General features: G+C 71.7%; 17 protein-coding genes and 1 tRNA gene. 10 read left to right on the top strand and 8 right to left on the bottom strand.

The window, feature by feature from the left end; genetic code table 11:
• Positions 1–32 precede the first annotated feature (32 nt).
• The 5 genes from KUG39_RS16245 (at position 33) to KUG39_RS16265 (ending at position 3,689) form a co-directional block, all read left to right on the top strand.
• Complete coding sequence (locus KUG39_RS16245) at positions 33–1,163, top strand: DNA-processing protein DprA (protein ID WP_286193274.1); 1,131 nt, start codon at positions 33–35, stop codon at positions 1,161–1,163.
• 28 nt (positions 1,164–1,191) lie between these two features.
• The gene (gene prmC, locus KUG39_RS16250; RefSeq protein ID WP_216916578.1) at positions 1,192–2,151 is read left to right on the top strand and encodes a peptide chain release factor N(5)-glutamine methyltransferase; all 960 of its coding nucleotides are present in this window, start codon (positions 1,192–1,194) and stop codon (positions 2,149–2,151) included.
• Complete coding sequence (locus tag KUG39_RS16255; protein ID WP_216916580.1) at positions 2,148–2,741, top strand: L-threonylcarbamoyladenylate synthase; 594 nt, start codon at positions 2,148–2,150, stop codon at positions 2,739–2,741. The genes prmC and KUG39_RS16255 overlap by 4 nt, the downstream gene beginning before the upstream one ends.
• A complete protein-coding gene (locus tag KUG39_RS16260) occupies positions 2,741–2,893 on the top strand; it encodes a hypothetical protein (protein ID WP_158219515.1) in 153 nt (50 codons plus the stop codon). The genes KUG39_RS16255 and KUG39_RS16260 overlap by 1 nt, the downstream gene beginning before the upstream one ends.
• 142 nt (positions 2,894–3,035) lie before the next feature.
• A complete protein-coding gene (locus KUG39_RS16265; protein WP_190611623.1) occupies positions 3,036–3,689 on the top strand; it encodes a TMEM165/GDT1 family protein in 654 nt (217 codons plus the stop codon).
• A 6-nt stretch (positions 3,690–3,695) separates the two neighbouring features.
• On the opposite strand, the gene KUG39_RS16270 is transcribed toward KUG39_RS16265, so the two are convergent.
• The 5 genes from KUG39_RS16270 to minD all read right to left on the bottom strand — a co-directional run bounded on the left by KUG39_RS16270 (position 3,696) and on the right by minD (position 5,687).
• Positions 3,696–4,031: a hypothetical protein gene (locus tag KUG39_RS16270; RefSeq protein WP_094585058.1), complete on the bottom strand. Its 336-nt coding sequence runs from the start codon at positions 4,029–4,031 to the stop codon at positions 3,696–3,698.
• Positions 4,032–4,092: 61 nt separating this feature from the next.
• Positions 4,093–4,164 (bottom strand) — tRNA-Thr (locus KUG39_RS16275).
• A gap of 23 nt (positions 4,165–4,187) precedes the next feature.
• Complete coding sequence (locus KUG39_RS16280; RefSeq protein ID WP_353617408.1) at positions 4,188–4,391, bottom strand: response regulator transcription factor; 204 nt, start codon at positions 4,389–4,391, stop codon at positions 4,188–4,190.
• Positions 4,392–4,452: 61 nt separating this feature from the next.
• On the bottom strand, positions 4,453–4,848 hold the full coding sequence (gene minE / locus KUG39_RS16285; RefSeq protein WP_216916585.1) for a cell division topological specificity factor MinE: 396 nt from the start codon (positions 4,846–4,848) through the stop codon (positions 4,453–4,455).
• 5 nt (positions 4,849–4,853) lie between these two features.
• On the bottom strand, positions 4,854–5,687 hold the full coding sequence (gene minD / locus KUG39_RS16290) for a septum site-determining protein MinD (protein WP_198960082.1): 834 nt from the start codon (positions 5,685–5,687) through the stop codon (positions 4,854–4,856).
• Positions 5,688–5,777: 90 nt separating this feature from the next.
• Here minD and KUG39_RS16295 point away from each other — a divergent pair, with 90 nt between their 5' ends.
• From KUG39_RS16295 to KUG39_RS16305, 3 genes are read left to right on the top strand one after another with little or no spacing between them, the layout of a single operon-like run.
• Positions 5,778–6,776, top strand: coding sequence for a phospholipase D-like domain-containing protein (locus KUG39_RS16295; RefSeq protein WP_094585061.1), 999 nt, complete (start codon positions 5,778–5,780; stop codon positions 6,774–6,776).
• Positions 6,769–7,365 carry a chromate transporter gene (locus KUG39_RS16300; RefSeq protein WP_216916587.1) on the top strand — a complete coding sequence of 199 codons (597 nt, stop codon included), beginning with the start codon at positions 6,769–6,771 and terminating at the stop codon, positions 7,363–7,365. The genes KUG39_RS16295 and KUG39_RS16300 overlap by 8 nt, the downstream gene beginning before the upstream one ends.
• Positions 7,365–7,979, top strand: a complete 615-nt coding sequence (locus KUG39_RS16305) for a chromate transporter (protein ID WP_216916589.1) — start codon at positions 7,365–7,367, stop codon at positions 7,977–7,979. The genes KUG39_RS16300 and KUG39_RS16305 overlap by 1 nt, the downstream gene beginning before the upstream one ends.
• Here KUG39_RS16305 and KUG39_RS16310 read toward each other — a convergent pair.
• The 3 genes from KUG39_RS16310 to ctpZ are packed head-to-tail and all read right to left on the bottom strand — an operon-like array spanning position 7,969 to position 11,208.
• A complete protein-coding gene (locus tag KUG39_RS16310; RefSeq protein WP_216916591.1) occupies positions 7,969–8,664 on the bottom strand; it encodes a septum site-determining protein MinC in 696 nt (231 codons plus the stop codon). The genes KUG39_RS16305 and KUG39_RS16310 overlap by 11 nt on opposite strands.
• Before the next feature lie 25 nt (positions 8,665–8,689).
• The gene (locus tag KUG39_RS16315) at positions 8,690–9,964 is read right to left on the bottom strand and encodes an HD domain-containing protein (RefSeq protein ID WP_190611632.1); all 1,275 of its coding nucleotides are present in this window, start codon (positions 9,962–9,964) and stop codon (positions 8,690–8,692) included.
• On the bottom strand, positions 9,961–11,208 hold the full coding sequence (gene ctpZ, locus KUG39_RS16320) for a carboxyl-terminal processing protease CtpZ (protein WP_502988657.1): 1,248 nt from the start codon (positions 11,206–11,208) through the stop codon (positions 9,961–9,963). The genes KUG39_RS16315 and ctpZ overlap by 4 nt, the downstream gene beginning before the upstream one ends.
• A 101-nt stretch (positions 11,209–11,309) precedes the next feature.
• Here ctpZ and petB point away from each other — a divergent pair, with 101 nt between their 5' ends.
• Positions 11,310–11,984, top strand: a complete 675-nt coding sequence (petB, locus tag KUG39_RS16325) for a cytochrome b6 (protein WP_015109205.1) — start codon at positions 11,310–11,312, stop codon at positions 11,982–11,984.
• Between the two features lie 57 nt (positions 11,985–12,041).
• Positions 12,042–12,524: a cytochrome b6-f complex subunit IV gene (gene petD, locus KUG39_RS16330; RefSeq protein ID WP_094585067.1), complete on the top strand. Its 483-nt coding sequence runs from the start codon at positions 12,042–12,044 to the stop codon at positions 12,522–12,524.
• The last annotated feature ends 464 nt before the right edge of the window (positions 12,525–12,988 follow it).

The raw sequence follows: 12,988 nt of genomic DNA on the forward strand, positions 1-12,988 counted from the left end.
GAGATCTGGTGCAGGGGGCGTTCCCCCGCAGGATGTCTGCGGTCTGGGACCGGCAGCAGCGGCTGTGGTGGCTGCTCTGGAGCCGCTGCCCCGGCCTCGGTTGGCAGCGCCTGCGGGCCCTTGAGGCCGGCTGTGGTGGGCTGGCCGCCGCCTGGGGGGCTTCCGCTGCCGAGCTGGCGGCGGTGCCGGGTCTCGGTGAGGGGCTGGTGGCGGGGGTGGAGCGCTTCCGCCGCCGCTGGGGGCCCCGGCCCCTGGAGGTCTTTGCGCCCCGGTGCCGCTTCGGCCGCGGCGTGCTCGTCCCCGGCGACCGGGGCTGGCCAGCGGGCCTGGGGGAGCTGCAGCGGCCGCCCCTGCAGCTGTGCTGGCAGGGACGGGGCAGCCTCTGGCCCCACCTGGGCCAGCGCCGTTCGGTGGCGGTGGTGGGCACCCGCCGCCCGTCCCTGCACGGTCTCTCGATGGCCCAGGCCATCGGTGCGGCCCTGGCCGAGGCGGGCTGGCCCGTTGTGAGCGGGCTGGCGGAGGGCATCGATGGGGCCGCCCACCAGGGGTGTCTGGCGGCCGGAGGGGCCCCGGTGGGGGTGCTGGGCACACCGCTGGGTCGCGCCTATCCCCTCCATCACGCACTGCTGCAGAGCCAGGTGGCCCGTCAGGGTCTGCTGGTGAGCGAGCTGGCCGAGGGCGCCGCCGTACGTCCCGGCAGCTTCGCCGCCCGCAACCGCCTGCTGGTGGCCATGGCGGCTGCGGTGGTGGTGGTGGAGTGCCCGGTCGTCAGCGGGGCGCTCCACTCGGCCGAACTGGCCTGGCAGCTGGAGCTGCCCCTGTGGGTGGTGCCCGCCGATGCCGGTCGGGCCTCGGCCATGGGCAGCAACCGGCTGCTGGCCAGGGGGGCCACACCCCTGCTCCTCCCCGCCGACCTGATCGACCAGCTGGGTCCCGGCCCCCTGGCCCGCCGCGGGCCAGGGTCGGCACCGCCAGGGGAGCCGGCGGAGGCCGAGGTGATGGCGGCCGAGGGCCTGCTGGCGGCGGTGGGCGGAGGTGCCAGCCTCGAGCAGCTGAGCCTGGCGCTCGATCGCCCCATGGCCGAGCTGATGCCCCGGTTGCTGGAGCTGGAGCTGGCCGGGCGGCTGCGGGCCGAAGCGGGCCTCTGCTGGCGCCCCTGCTGAGGCCGTCGCCCCTGATTAGGCTCCCCCCATGCGTTCCCAGGCCGGCACCCCCCCGCTCTCCTCCCCGCTCTCAGCCCCGCTCTCCGCACCACCGTCGCTCGGGTCCGAGGCCCTGACGGTCACGGGGGCGGAACTGCTGGAGTGGCGCCGCCGCCTGCTGGCCCGGGGCGGCGCCGCCGCCGACCTCGACTGGCTGCTGGATCTGGGCGGCGGGCTGCGCTGGAGCCAGCTGCAGTCGCTCTGGTGTCACCCGCAGGCCACCGTCCGGCTCGATCGCCCGCTGCAGGCGCTCGAAGCCCTCTGGCGCCGCCACCGCCACACCCACGAGCCCCTCCAGTACCTGGTGGGCCGTTGCCCCTGGCGCGACCTGGAACTGCCGGTGGCCCCCGGGGTGCTGATACCCCGGCAGGAAACGGAGCTGCTGGTGGACCTGGCCCTGGAGCTGCGGCGGCCGGGCCCCCCCATCGCCTGCTGGGCCGACCTGGGCACCGGCTCCGGTTGCCTGGCCATCGCCCTGGCCCGCTGCCTGCCCACCAGCCGGGGCTTTGCCGTCGAGACGAGCGCCGAGGCCCTGGCCCAGGCCGGCGCCAACCTCGCCCGCTGGGACCTGCAGCGCCAGGTCACCCTGCTGGCGGGCGACTGGTGGCAGCCGTTGCAGCCCTGGTGGGGCGGGCTGGATCTGGTGGTGAGCAACCCGCCCTACATCCCCAGCGCCACCCTGGCCGGCCTGGAGCCGGTGGTGCGCGATCACGAACCCCGGCAGGCCCTCGATGGCGGCCCCGACGGGCTGACGGCCCTCCGCCCGATCGTGGCCGGGGCCCTGCAGGCGCTGGCCCCTGGCGGCCTGCTGCTGCTGGAGCACCACCACGACCAGAGCGAGGCGGTCGGCGAGCTGCTGCGCGCCGCCGGTCTGGAGCGCCCCGGAGTCCACGCCGACCTGGAGGGCCAGGCCCGCTTCGCCAGTGCCTGGAGGCCCGGCGCCCGATGAACGGTCCCGCCGATCTGGCCAGGTGCCTGGCGGCCGGGGAGGCCGTCCTGTTCCCCACCGACACCCTGCCGGCCCTGGCCTGCCGGCCCGCGGCGGCCGCCCTGCTCTGGCGCCTCAAGCAACGGCCCGCCGACAAGCCCCTGATCCTGATGGGGGCCGACCTGCCCCAGCTGATCGCGGTCCTCGGGGTGCCCTGGCAGGAGGCCTGGCTGGAGCAGGCCCGGTCCAGCTGGCCCGGGGCCGTCACCCTGGTGCTGCCGGTCACCGGAGCCCTCACCGACCATCTCCACCCCGGTGGCACCAGCCTCGGCCTGCGCGTGCCGGCCTGCGAGCAGGCCCGGGAGCTGTTGCGCCTCAGCGGCCCCCTGGCCACCACCAGCGCCAACCGCTCCGGCCAGCCTGCGGCCACCACGGCGGCGGAGGCCGCCCGCCAGTTTCCCGGGCTGGCCCTGCTGGAGCCCCTGCCCTGGCCCCCGGGGTCTGGGCAGGCCAGCACCGTCCTTGCCTGGCGGGGGGAGGAGTCCAGCGACGACCCCTGGGCGGTGCTCCGCTCCGGGGCCACGCCGCCGGCGGGCGCGGGGGGCGCCTGATGCTGCCGCTCCTGCTGGTGGTGCTGCTGGGGGTGTCCCTCAGCCACTGGACGCTGGTGCCCCTGGTGCACCTGGCCACCCCCATCTTCGATCTGGGCTGGCTCGGCTGGCTGCTGCTGGCCCTCGGCCTCTGGCTGTTCGCCGGCGCCTGATGGCCCCCCGCTGACGTGACGCCCACCCAGGGGCCGCCCGGGGCCGGCCGGCACCTAGCCTCCCCAGCGATTCCCCCGGCATCGCCCTTGTCCGCGGCCGGTCCCGTTGTCCAGCGCCGATGGAGGCGTGCCCGACGCCCCCATGACCCTTCCCCCCGCCGGTGATCCCGGCCTGGCCGCCTTCGGCTCCAGCCTCACGGCCATCACCCTGGCCGAGCTGGGCGACAAGACCTTCTTCATGGCCCTGATCCTGGCGGCGCGCCATCGCCCCCGCTGGGTGTTCGTGGGGGCCTTCGCCGCCCTCACCCTGGTCACCCTGTTGTCCCTGGGGATGGGGTACGGCCTCAGGGAGTGGCTCCCCCAGGCCATCGTTCCCTGGCTGGCAGCGGCCCTGTTCCTCGGCTTCGGCATCAAGCTGCTGGTGGATGCCGCCGGCCTGCCCGCCGATGCCGCCAAGGAGGAGGCCCAGGAGGCCAGGGAGGCGATCGACGCCGCCGAGAGCGATGGCAGCATCCGTGGCCCGGGGGCCGTGATCTGGGAAGCCTTCGTGCTGGTGTTCCTGGCCGAACTCGGGGATCGCACCCAGTTCGCCACCATCTTTCTGGCGGCGGCGCCGGCCTTCACCTTCGCCGGCCTGCTGGCCGGCACGCTGCTGGGCCATGCCCTGGTGACCTGGCTGGCGGTGGGCGCGGGCCAGTGGATCGGCGGCAGGATCAGCGAGAGGGTGCTCTACCGCCTCAGTGGAGGCCTGTTCCTGGCCTTCGGCCTGCTGTCGCTCTGGCAGGCCATCGGCTGACGCCCTTCAGCGGGAAGCGGGTTGCTGCAGATCCCAGCGGAACAGCCCCCGCAAGGTGGGCTGCTGGAACGGGCCTTCCTCCATCGTCGGGGCGAAATCCACGCGTTCGTTGACGGGAACCGTCAGGGGGCGCGCCGGTGGGCCGACGGCCGGCAGCGTTCTGGACCCAGCCGCTGGCGCCGGGCCGCTGGGATCGGCGTAGCGGGTGCGGATGCCGGGACTGCCCAGGATCTCGGCGCCGGAGCGGGCTGGCGGCAGGGGCGGTGGCGGGCCCGGTGGGACCTGGGCCAGGGCCCCCGGCAGGACGATCAGCCCTGCCACCAGCCAGGTGTGGCTCGCCATGGCCTCCCGTGCGCTGTGCTGCGCCGATGGTAAGGGCGGTGGCGGCGCCCATCCCCTGGCAAGCCGGCTAACGGATTTGAACCGATGGCCTTCGCTTTACAAAAGCGCTGCTCTACCACTGAGCTAAGCCGGCAAGGGCCCTTGGCCCAGCCCAGCCTATCCCTGGGCCAGGGCCCAGAGCAGCAGCTGGGTGCGGCTGCGGCAGCCGGTCTTGGCCAGCAGATGGGAGACGTGGCACTCCACCGTGCGCGGGCTCAGCACCAGCTGGGCGGCGATGTGGCGGTTGCTGTCGCCCTGGCGCAGCAGATCGAGGACCAGTTGCTCCGCTGGGGTGATCGCCACCGGGAACGCTTCGGCCACGGCCTGCCATCGCTGCACTGCCTGCAGGATTCCCGCCGGCCGTCTCCCGGGCGGCGGCGTCTCAGTCGGGATCGGCGGGGGAGGGATCTTCGGTCGGTTCGCTGGCCAGGGGAACGGCCAGCTCCTGCGGGGCGGGTTCAGCATCGGGGGCCTGGGCCATGCCCACGGCGGCGGCTGCCGCCACCAGGGCCGGCAGGGGACGGGCCCGCTTGATCGGCAGGTTGGCCACCAGGGCGGTGACGCGGTCCTCGGTCTCCAGGCTCACGTCGCCCTCCTCGATGTCGATCTCCACGTAGCGCTGCACCACCTCGAGGATTTCGCGCCGCATCTGCTCGAGCAGTTCGGGATTGAGGTCGCTGCGGTCGTGGGCCAGCACCAGCTGCAGCCGCTCCTTGGCCATGGTGCCGCTGGGTTTCTGGCGCCCCAGCAACCGTTGGATGAAATCGAACAGCGTCATGGTGCTCAGAAGAGACCGGTGGTTTTGCGGATCTTGTTCATCAGCCGGGCGCGCAGGCCCCTGCGGGCCTTGGAGGGATCCTCCAGGGGGATGTCCTCGCCCCGCAGGCGCCGGGCGATGTTCTGGTAGGCCTTCGCGGCGGGGGATCCGTTGCCGTTGAGGGTGAGCGGTTCCCCCCGGTTGGTGGACACGATCACCTGCTCGTCCTCCACCACCAGGCCCACCAGGGGCAGGGCCAGGATGTCGGTGACGTCATCGACGCCCAGCATTTCCTGGCTGGCCATCATCTTGGGCCGCACCCGGTTCAGCACCAGTTGCACCGGCGTCACGCCCCGGGTGTTGAGCAGGCCGATCACCCGGTCGGCATCCCGCACGGCCGACACTTCCGGCGTGGTGATCACGATCGCCTCGCGGGCCGCGGCGGCGGCGTTCTTGAAGCCGTCCTCGATCCCTGCTGGGCAGTCGATCAGAACGAAATCAGCCCGCTCCGCCACCATGGCGACGATGCGCTGCATGTCCTCGGGGGTGAGCCACTCGAGCATCCGGGGATTGCCGGCGGGCAGGAGGGAGAGATTCGGTTCCTGCTTGTGCTTCACCAGGGCTTGCTCCAGCCGGCAGGTTTCGGCCAGCACCTCCTGGGCGGTGTAGACGATCCGGTTCTCCAGGCCGAGCAGCAGATCGAGATTGCGCAGGCCGAAATCGGCATCGAGAACGACGGTGCGCTCCCCCAGCCGGGCCAGGGCGATCCCCAGGTTGGCGGTGAGGGTCGTCTTGCCGACGCCCCCCTTGCCAGAGCAGATGAGGATGATGCGAGGGGAGGCTGACGTCACGGCGTCCACGGGCGTCGGCGCAGGCTAATCCCACCGGGCGGAACGGCTGTGCCAAGGCCTGGAACTGCCGCTAGAAAGGCCCATCCCCTCCACGCTGCGATGACCACTGCCCCCCACCGGCCCCAGAGGCTGCTGGTGATGCCCGACGACGGTGTGGACGCGGTGGTCGCGCTGATCGAGACCGCCAGCGAGCAGCTGCTGCTCAAGCAGTTCAAGCTGCAGTCGGAGGCGGTGGAGGAGGCCCTGCGGCGGGCCCGTGAGCGGGGGGTGGAGGTGCGGGTCATGCTCAACCCCCATACCTCCGGCGGCGACCGCTGGAACGACGAGGCCTTCGCCCGTCTCCAGGGCTGGGGCATCGACACCGCCTGGACCAGCGAGGCCTTCCCGGTGACCCACGAGAAATCGATGGTGGTCGACCGGCACACCGCCCTGGTGGCCACCTTCAACCTGGCCGACAAGTACTTCACCGAGACCCGCGACTACGGGGTGCTCACCTACAACCCGGCCGTGGTGGCCCAGGTGACCGCCGGTTTCGAGGCCGACTGGCAGCGCGTCTTCTTCCAGCCCGATCTGGGGGTGGGCCTGGTGTGGAGCAGCGCCCACAGCCGCGGTCAGATGGCCCGCATCGTCGATGCCGCCACCCGCACCCTCTGGATCCAGCACCCCAAGTTCGTCGATGCGGTGATCCTGGAGCGGATCATCAGCGCCCGGGAGCGGGGCGTGAAGGTGCGGGTGCTGTGCGGCGGCAAGCACGGCATCAGCGACTGGGACATCTACGACACCTTCTCCTCCCTGCGGGTGATGCAGCGCTTCGGCGTCAAGGTGCGCAGGCAGCAGCGGCCCAAGCTGCACGCCAAGCTGATCCTGGTGGATGGGGCCTTCGCCCAGACGGGCTCGATGAACATCGATCGCAGTGCCTTCGATCTGCGCCGCGAACTGGGCATCGAGAGCGATGCCCCCGAGGTGGTGGCGCGGCTGCGCGAGATGTTCGAGACCGACTGGGAGAACGCCGACAAGTACAACGCCCCCGATCCCCTCGACCCCAAGTATCACGAGGAAGGGGAACTGCCTCCGGATCCCCATTTCGTCCATGACTGAGTCCCCCGCCCCCGCCCCGACGGCCGCTCCGCCCGGGCTGGGGCAGCTGTTCACGGGCATGCTGATGGTGGCCCTGTCCGCCTTCGGCGGCGGCCTCTCGGCCTGGAGCCAGCGGATCATCGTCGAGCAGCGCCGCTGGATGAGCAACGAGGAGTTCCTCACCGGACTCACCGTGGCGCGGCTCTTCCCCGGCCCCAACCAGATCAACATGGCCGTCTACGTCGGCACCTTCTTCCGCGGCCTGCCCGGGGCCCTGGCGGCCCTGGCGGGGATGCTGCTGGTGCCCTTCACCCTGCTGATGGCGATCGGGCTGCTCTATTTCCAGTTCCACAGCCTGCCCGCCCTCGACCGGGTGCTGGCGGGGGTGGTGGCGGCGGCGGCGGGGATGGCCCTGTCGATGGGCTTCAAGATCCTCGATGAGTACTGGAAGGATCCGATGGCCCTGCTGCTGGCGGCGGTCACCTTCGTGCTGATGACGTTCTTCCATGTGCGGCTGGTGCCGCTGGTGCTGGTGGCCGGCCCCCTGGCGATGGCCTGGTACTGGCCGCGGCGGTCCCAGCCCGGGCCCCCGGCCGGAGATCCGCGCTGATGCCGCCCCTGCTGCTGGCGGCCGCCGCCGAGGCGGCCAGCTGCGCCCCCATGCGCCTCAACGATCTCGGCCACCTGCTGCAGGTGATGGGCACCTTTCTTGGCCTGTCGCTGTTCTCCCTGGGGGGCGGCAACACCCTGCTGGCCGAGTACCACCACCTCAGCGTCGTCCAGTACTGCTGGCTGCGGCCCGCCCAGTTCGCCGACATCTACGCCCTGGCCGAGGCGGCCCCCGGCCCCAGCTCCATGATCGTGGGGCTTCTCGGCATGGGGGCCGGCTGGCCCGAGGGGCCCGGCTGGGCCCTGCTGAGCGCCTACGGCGCCGAGATCGCCATCCTGCTGCCCTCCACCCTGCTGATGGTGGTGGCCTGCCTCAGCTGGAACCGGCTGCGGGAGTCCCCCTGGCGGGTGGCCTTCGAGCGGGGCCTGGGTCCGATCACCCTCGGCATCCTGTTCGCCGTGGGGGTCAAGATCCTCCAGACCGCCGACACCAACGCCCCCGGGGTGGTGGTGTCCCTGCTGGTCTGCGTGCTGATGCTGCGCACCCGGATCTCGCCCCTGTGGTTCATGGCGGTGGCCGGCGGGCTCGGGGCCTTCGGCCTGATCAACCGCTGATCCCCGCTCCACCGCTGAAGTCGGGCGCCGCCGGATCGATCCGGATCTCCCCGTCCACCAGTTGGGCCTGCTCGGCCAGCCCCGGCGGCGGCAGACCCTCGGGGCCCCGGGCCACCACATCGGCGATGCGCAGCTGCAGGGGCCGCAGCTGCAGGGCCACGATGCGCGCCTCCCGGTTTCCGCTGACACCGGCATGGGCGACGCCCCGCAGCCGCCCCCACACCAGGACGTTGCCGGCGGCGCTGATCCGGGCGCCGGGGTTCACATCCCCCAGCAGCAGCACCGAACCTTCCCCCTGCAGATGGTCACCGGCGCGCAGGGTGCCGCGATGGACCAGCAGATCGGCCGCCGCTGCCCCCGGGGCCGCGGCGGGTGGCGCCGGCCGCGACGGGCCCGGATCGGTGTCGAGGCCGAGGGCGGCGGCGGCCACCAGCGTTTCCGGCCGGCGGCTGGCGACGCGCACCAGTTCCAGCTGCACCGAATCCAGCAGCTCCTGCAGCTGGCGCAGGTCCGGCAGCCGCAGCAGCCAGCGGCCCGCCTCCAGCACCACGGAGCCCGCCGGCGGCTGGCGACTGCCGAGGGCATAGCGCACCTCCTCGACGGCACTGGCGGATCCCTCCTCGGCCGGCAGCCGCAGCAGGTGGGGCTGCTGGCCATCGATCGCCTGGATCAGTGCGGCTGCCACGACGATGCCCTGCGGTGCAGCGAACCTAGAGGTCCCGCCGGCCGGCGTCGTCCTGCCGACGCACCGCCAGGGTCTCCCGCAGCGCATCGCTGACCCGGGCCGGATGGATCAGCCAGGCCATGTCGACGGTCTGGCAGAGGCTGGCCACCAGGGGCGAGCGCTGCTCGAGGGCCTGCAGCCGCTGGCCGTCCCAGAGGCGCAGGCCCCCGGAATAGGGGTGATAGCCCCGGCTCTGGCGCTGCTCCAGGGCGCAGCAGCCGTCCGCCACCAGGCCGGCGCGTTCGCACAGCCCCCTTGCCACCGCCAGCAGTTCGATCTGGCTGGCCGGGGAGAGGTCGCTGACGTCGGTGGCCTTGGGCAGGCGCCGCTCCAGCAGCCGCCCGCAGGGATCGGCCAGCTCCTCAGGCCCCTCCTCCCGCCAGCGCACCAGGTGGTAGCCGGTGCGGATGTCGTCGTTGGCCAGGTAGCTGTCCAGGTCGAGGTGATCCCGGTCCCAGAGCCAGCGGGCCATGGTGGCGTCCGCCCAGACCAGGCCCGGGCCGAGCCTGCGGGCCACGCTGATCACCCTGTTGAGCAGCCAGTTGCAGACGATGTTGAGCCGGTGGTTGTAGACGCTCCGGTACATCAGATGGCGCACCACCAGGTAGTGCTCCACCGCCATCAGGCCGCGGGGGTGGAGGGCCAGATCCCCGTCGGGCGCCAGGGTGAGGCTGGCGAGGATCCGCTCCAGATCCAGCTGGCCGTAGCGGGTGCCGGTGCTGTAGCTGTCGCGCAGCAGGTAGTCGAGCCGGTCGCAGTCCAGCTGGCTGCTCACCAGCGCCTTGATGGCCCGGCTCGGGTGGCGGCCGTGCTCCAGCAGATCAGCCACCAGGGCGGCCCGGCCCGGGGCGCCGTCATCGAGGCGGTCCCGCAGGGCGGCATGGTCGCGGATCAGCCGGCCCGACCAGGTCTCATGCCGCAGGCCGAACATCTCCTCGCCGGAGTGGCTGAGGGGCCCGTGGCCCACGTCGTGCAGCAGGGCGGCGGCATAGAGCACGTCCCGGTGCCGGGACAGGGAGGGGTCGAGCCGCTCCAGCTGCTGCAGGGCCAGCCGCGCCACCGCCAGCACGCCGAGGGAATGGGTGAAGCGGCTGGATTCCGCTCCGTGGAAGGTGAGGAAAGCGGGCCCCAGCTGGCGGATGCGCCGCAGCCGCTGGAAGGGGGCGGTGTCGATCAGGTCGATCACCAGGGCCTCGGCCGGATCCTGGCGATCGAGGCGGATCGCCCCATGGAGGGGATCGTGGTAGGTGCGCTGGCTCATGGGACCGGGGCCGACAGACCGGCGACCAGCAGCCCGGCCGCGTCCTGCAGCCAGGTGTCCCCTTCCCCATCGGGCTCCAGCGGCTCCGGCTGGGGCAGCCGCACGTCCGGTTCGATGCCCTGGTTCTGGATGTCGCGACCGCTGGGGGTGAGGTAGCGGGCCACGGTCACCGCCAGGCCGCTGCCGTCACTCAGGTTGATCAGGGTCTGGATCAGCCCCTTGCCGAAGGTGCGGCTGCCGGCCAGGCGCGAGCGGCCGCTGTCCTGGAGGGCCCCGGCCAGGATCTCGCTGGCGCTGGCCGTGCCGGCGTTCACCAGGGTGAGCATGGGGCCGCCATACAGCTGTCCAGGACCCGCCTGCTGCCGGTCGGCGATGCCGCCCCGGTCCTGGGTCTCCACGATCGGGTCCCCATTGAGCAATCCGTCGGCCACCGCCAGACCGGCGGCCACCAGGCCCCCGGAGTTGTTACGCAGATCCAGGATCAGCCCCTCGATCGGCCCGCTGCCACCGGGGGCGGTCAGGGCGGCCAGGGCGGCCCGCACCTGCTGGGGCACCGGCTCGCTGAACTGGGTGATCCGCAGGTAACCGAGGCTGTGGCCCTCGCTGAGCAGGCGGTGGCTGCGGACCGGTTGCAGATCCACCTCGCGGCGATCGAGCAGCACCTCGCTCTCCTGTCCCGAGGGGGCGCGCAGGGCCACGAGCACGTCGCTGCCGGCCGGTCCCCGCAGCCGGGCGGCGGTGCCGTCCAGCCCCAGCTCCTCGGCCGATGTGCCGTTCACCCGCAGGATCTCCGTGCCGGAAACGATCCCGGCGTCGGCGGCGGGGGAGGCGTCGAGGGGGGCGATCACCACGATCCGCTGGTCCCCCGCCCGCCGGCCCAGTTGCAGTCCCACACCGCTCACCCGCCCCTGGGTGCTGGAGCGCAGGGTGGCGAACTCCTCCGGGCGCAGCATCCGGGTGTAGGGGTCGTCGATGGGGGCCAGCATCGCCTCGATCGCCGCGTAGGCCTCCAGCGAGCTGCTGATCGGCTGCTCCAGGGTCTTCTGGCGCAGGCGCCGCCACTGCACCGCCTCCAGCTGCTCCGGATCGACGTAGCTCTGGTTCACTAGCCGCCAGGCCTCCACCACCAGCTGCTGGGCATCGTTGAGCGCCAGTGCCGCTGCGGGCATGCCGAGCGGCAGGCACAGGAGCAGGCAGAGCCCGGTCCCCACCAGGAGCCGGAGCGGCGCCAATCGGGTGCGCAGCCCTGTTGCAAAGCATTGAGCCGGCAGGGAGCGGCGGGCCGGGTCTCTCACGGGGGGGTCAGAACGATCGGTAGACTCTCGCAACCCAAGCCCCACGCTGCATGGCGAACTCGTCCACCGGCGCCAAGTCGTCCCCGATCTATGACTGGTTCGAGGAGCGCCTGGAGATCCAGGCCATTGCCGACGATATCTCCGCCAAGTACGTCCCCCCCCACGTCAATATCTTCTATTGCCTGGGCGGCATCACCCTGGTCTGCTTCCTGATCCAGTTCGCGACCGGGTTCGCGATGACCTTCTACTACAAGCCCACGGTGGTGGAGGCCTACAGCTCGGTCCAGTACCTGATGACCGACGTCAGCTTCGGCTGGCTGATCCGCTCGGTCCATCGCTGGAGCGCCAGCATGATGGTGCTGATGCTCATCCTGCACGTTTTCCGGGTGTACCTCACCGGCGGCTTCAAGCGTCCCCGTGAGCTCACCTGGGTCACCGGCGTCACCATGGCCGTGATCACCGTGTCGTTCGGCGTCACCGGCTACTCCCTCCCCTGGGACCAGGTCGGTTACTGGGCCGTGAAGATCGTCAGCGGCGTCCCCGCCGCCGTCCCGGTGGTCGGCGACTTCATGGTCGAGCTGCTCCGCGGTGGTGAGAGCGTCGGTCAGTCCACCCTGACCCGCTTCTACAGCCTCCACACCTTCGTTCTGCCCTGGCTGCTGGCGGTGTTCATGCTGATCCACTTCCTGATGATCCGTAAGCAGGGCATCTCCGGCCCGCTCTGAACCCCGTTCTTCCCCTTAGCCTTCCCCCACCGGTCACCAGCGCTCCGAGCTCCCACCATGCACATCCTCAAGAAGCCTGACCTCACCGATCCCAAGCTGCGGGCCAAGCTGGCCAAGGGCATGGGGCACAACTACTACGGTGAGCCGGCCTGGCCCAACGACCTCCTCTACATCTTCCCGGTGGTGATCCTCGGGACGATCGCCTGCCTCGTCGGCCTGGCCGTCATGGATCCGGCGATGCTGGGTGATCGGGCCGATCCCTTCGCCACCCCGCTGGAGATCCTCCCCGAGTGGTACCTCTACCCGGTGTTCCAGATCCTCAGGGTCGTCCCCAACAAATTGCTGGGCATCACCCTGCAGACGATGGTCCCCCTGGGTCTGATGCTGATCCCCTTCATCGAGAGCTTCAACAAGTTCCAGAACCCGTTCCGCCGGCCTGTGGCCATGGGTGCCTTCCTGTTCGGCACCGTGTTCACCATCTACCTGGGCATTGGCGCCTGCCTCCCCATCGACAAGTCCCTCACCCTGGGCCTGTTCTGAGTCGTCGGTCGTCTTCCGCCACCCTCCATACCCTTCAAGCCGCGAGCCATCGCGGCTTTTTTTTGTGCCCGTTTTCCGGCAGCCCCTGTGAGCGTGGGCCTGGGCTTCGCCTTTGGCGCTTTCTCCGGCAGGTCGGTCCGCACGGGTCTGGGGGAGTCCACAGGCCCTGGGCACGTCCCTCAGGGACGGGCTGGCAGCGCCGCTGACCTGCTCCCCGGTTGCTCGGCCCAGCCAGCCGCTCCAGCCCGTCCTGCCGCCGGGGAGCAGCTCTGCTGGGCCCACCCCCGTCCCTGGGGCTGCTCCGATCTGGCGCTGGCCCCAGCTGGGCAGGCAAGGAACCGCTGATTTGGGCCCTCCCCCTGGTCTGCTCGCCCAAGGTGATATGATTTTGGACTGCGCCCCAGAGAGCGAGAGCTCGAGCGGGGGGCAGGCTTACGGGATCGAGAGGCGCGAGCCGACGGTGT

The sequence above is a fragment of the Synechococcus sp. CCAP 1479/10 genome (assembly GCF_019038515.1).
Classification (GTDB): domain Bacteria; phylum Cyanobacteriota; class Cyanobacteriia; order PCC-6307; family Cyanobiaceae; genus Cyanobium.

What these genes read in the sequence shown, in the direction of transcription:
- KUG39_RS16255 (WP_216916580.1), top strand. Translation starts at nt 2,148, where the DNA reads ATGAACGGTCCCGCCGATCTGGCCAGGTGCCTGGCGGCCGGGGAGGCC.
- KUG39_RS16260 (WP_158219515.1), top strand. Translation starts at nt 2,741, where the DNA reads ATGCTGCCGCTCCTGCTGGTGGTGCTGCTGGGGGTGTCCCTCAGCCAC.
- KUG39_RS16315 (WP_190611632.1), bottom strand. Translation starts at nt 9,964, where the DNA reads ATGAGCCAGCGCACCTACCACGATCCCCTCCATGGGGCGATCCGCCTC.
- petB (WP_015109205.1), top strand. Translation starts at nt 11,310, where the DNA reads ATGGCGAACTCGTCCACCGGCGCCAAGTCGTCCCCGATCTATGACTGG.
- KUG39_RS16295 (WP_094585061.1), top strand. Translation starts at nt 5,778, where the DNA reads ATGACCACTGCCCCCCACCGGCCCCAGAGGCTGCTGGTGATGCCCGAC.
- KUG39_RS16300 (WP_216916587.1), top strand. Translation starts at nt 6,769, where the DNA reads ATGACTGAGTCCCCCGCCCCCGCCCCGACGGCCGCTCCGCCCGGGCTG.
- KUG39_RS16245 (WP_286193274.1), top strand. Translation starts at nt 33, where the DNA reads ATGTCTGCGGTCTGGGACCGGCAGCAGCGGCTGTGGTGGCTGCTCTGG.
- KUG39_RS16305 (WP_216916589.1), top strand. Translation starts at nt 7,365, where the DNA reads ATGCCGCCCCTGCTGCTGGCGGCCGCCGCCGAGGCGGCCAGCTGCGCC.
- petD (WP_094585067.1), top strand. Translation starts at nt 12,042, where the DNA reads ATGCACATCCTCAAGAAGCCTGACCTCACCGATCCCAAGCTGCGGGCC.
- KUG39_RS16265 (WP_190611623.1), top strand. Translation starts at nt 3,036, where the DNA reads ATGACCCTTCCCCCCGCCGGTGATCCCGGCCTGGCCGCCTTCGGCTCC.
- prmC (WP_216916578.1), top strand. Translation starts at nt 1,192, where the DNA reads ATGCGTTCCCAGGCCGGCACCCCCCCGCTCTCCTCCCCGCTCTCAGCC.
- minE (WP_216916585.1), bottom strand. Translation starts at nt 4,848, where the DNA reads ATGACGCTGTTCGATTTCATCCAACGGTTGCTGGGGCGCCAGAAACCC.
- KUG39_RS16270 (WP_094585058.1), bottom strand. Translation starts at nt 4,031, where the DNA reads ATGGCGAGCCACACCTGGCTGGTGGCAGGGCTGATCGTCCTGCCGGGG.